Genomic DNA, 1835 nt, shown 5'->3' on the forward strand with positions numbered 1-1835 from the left:
CCAGCAAAGCCGCTCCAAGCACGACCATGCGAAAGTACCCGATACCCCCGGCAACCCACGCAGAGCCGCCAACGAAGGGACCGAACCACTCCTAGGCGACAAACGGTATCTTATAACCGCCATTCCGAGCTGAGATTTAATTGCCAATCAGCACGAAGAGTCCGAGCTATTGGGGCGTTCTATGGCATAAAATCGGGCCGTGGAACAGCTGGGCATCAGCTATAGTTTGCGGGATTGCCGCGCCATGGCGGTCAGGCCACATAGCATCGTGTCGTGGCTGAGCAAGCCGGGTGAGTCTTTCCGCCCGGTCCGCCCACATCCACTGAGTACCTGTGGCCGAAATGAAAGGTCTCCCTATGAAGGAGCTCATCCCCTTTTCCTTGGTGCTGGGCGCTGTTGTGTTGTCTGGCTCCGGATGTTCTGCCGCCACCCCTGGCCCGGGCGCAGCCGTTCCGACCCCGAGCACCTCATCGGCCGCGGCGGCTGCTCCCGCCACAGGCTGGGAGCTGGAGACCAAGGGCGGCGCCGAACGGATCAAAGCAGCCGGCCTGCCGGTCCTCAACATGGAAGGGGCAGCTGAGCACTTTCACGCGCATTTGGATGTTTTCGTGGACGGCAAGCCTGTCACTGTCCCCGCGGACATCGGCTTCAGCTTCACCGCGACCGGGCAGCCGAACGGCATCTCGGCATTGCACACCCATGACGAGTCGGGCATCATCCACGTTGAGGCGCCGGTCGCCGGGGACACCTATACACTTGGCCAGCTTCTGACGGAATGGGGCGTCCTGGACGGCACCAGCAAGCCAGGGACCGCGCATTCAGGCGCATCGGACTGGTCGGTTACCGTGAACGGCGCGAAGCGGGACGGGCCCGCCCAAGGTGTCGTCCTGAAAGCCCACGACGAGATCGTACTGTTCCACGGGATGGCGCCGGACCCGCTCCCCACGGCGTTCAAGTTCCCGGCTGACCTGTAGGCACTGGACCGTTCCCCCTGCTCCGAGCCACCCATGACGGTTCCCCCACGAGAGGATTCAGAACCGCCATATAGAGCTGCGATTTAAGCGCCATTCTGAACGAACAGTCACACCCACACCATTCCGCGAAAATTAGAGCAATGCCGCCCGCAGCGGTCGCCGGGTCGACGAGACGCCTCGTATCCCTAGGGTTGCGATACGGCAGTATGGAAGCAGATCTTCAGCTCGATGAGTTTGCCGAGAGCTAAAGGGCAACGTTCTGCCCACCGAACCCGAATTAGTTGCTCACAGCGGCTGCTACCGGCGCAGCGCGCTCGGTAGTCACGACGTCGAGCATCAATTCCGGATCCGCATCGTCGAGGTTCTTCATCGGCGGGATGATTCCCTTCCGGATCGTCAGGGCGGCAATGATGGCTTCAACCGCGCCCGCGCCTCCGACGAGGTGTCCGATTGAGGCCTTCGGGGCGGTGACGGGTATTTGTTCGCCGAAGACGGCTCGGATGGCAGCGGCCCCGCTTCGATCGCCGACTGTGGTTCCGGTTGCGGGCAGTTGATGTGATCGACGTCACTGGGTTGAATTTTGCAACGACGGACGGCCAATGTCATGGCGAGGATTTGCCCGGTGCCGGTAGGGTCGGGTGCAGTGATGTGGTGGGCATCTGAGGAGATGCCGAATCCCGTGATGTGGGCGATGATCGGAGCGCGCCGAGCCGCTGCGTGCCGTTCTGATTCCAGCCCGGGACCGGGGGTCTGCCCCTTCATATTGTCTAGGTGCGTGGGTCGGTAATTGTTTGAGGGTTCCTCAGGTTTGAGCCGTAACGGCCCGAGGCCGGTTTCCTTGTCTTGGAAAGGGGCCGGCCT

General features: G+C 62.0%; 1 protein-coding gene and 2 pseudogenes. 1 reads left to right on the plus strand and 2 read right to left on the minus strand.

Going from position 1 to position 1835, the window contains the following annotated elements; translation table 11 throughout:
• Positions 1–356 precede the first annotated feature (356 nt).
• Positions 357–974 carry a hypothetical protein gene (locus tag ABIB27_RS19250; protein WP_354218040.1) on the plus strand — a complete coding sequence of 206 codons (618 nt, stop codon included), beginning with the start codon at positions 357–359 and terminating at the stop codon, positions 972–974.
• A gap of 370 nt (positions 975–1344) precedes the next feature.
• Here the strand turns inward: ABIB27_RS19250 and ABIB27_RS19255 are convergent.
• Both ABIB27_RS19255 and ABIB27_RS19260 read right to left on the minus strand, forming a co-directional pair.
• Positions 1345–1524: pseudogene (locus tag ABIB27_RS19255) on the minus strand (beta-ketoacyl-ACP synthase); the annotation flags it as partial.
• Between the two features lie 8 nt (positions 1525–1532).
• Positions 1533–1736, minus strand: a pseudogene (locus tag ABIB27_RS19260) (beta-ACP synthase); the annotation flags it as partial.
• Positions 1737–1835 lie beyond the last annotated feature (99 nt).

Source organism: Arthrobacter sp. UYEF21, from assembly GCF_040546085.1.
In the GTDB taxonomy this organism is placed as follows: domain Bacteria; phylum Actinomycetota; class Actinomycetes; order Actinomycetales; family Micrococcaceae; genus Arthrobacter.

Bases quoted from the DNA above. Each gene is read 5' to 3' on its own strand.
- ABIB27_RS19250 (WP_354218040.1), top strand. From the start codon at position 357: ATGAAGGAGCTCATCCCCTTTTCCTTGGTGCTGGGCGCTGTTGTGTTG.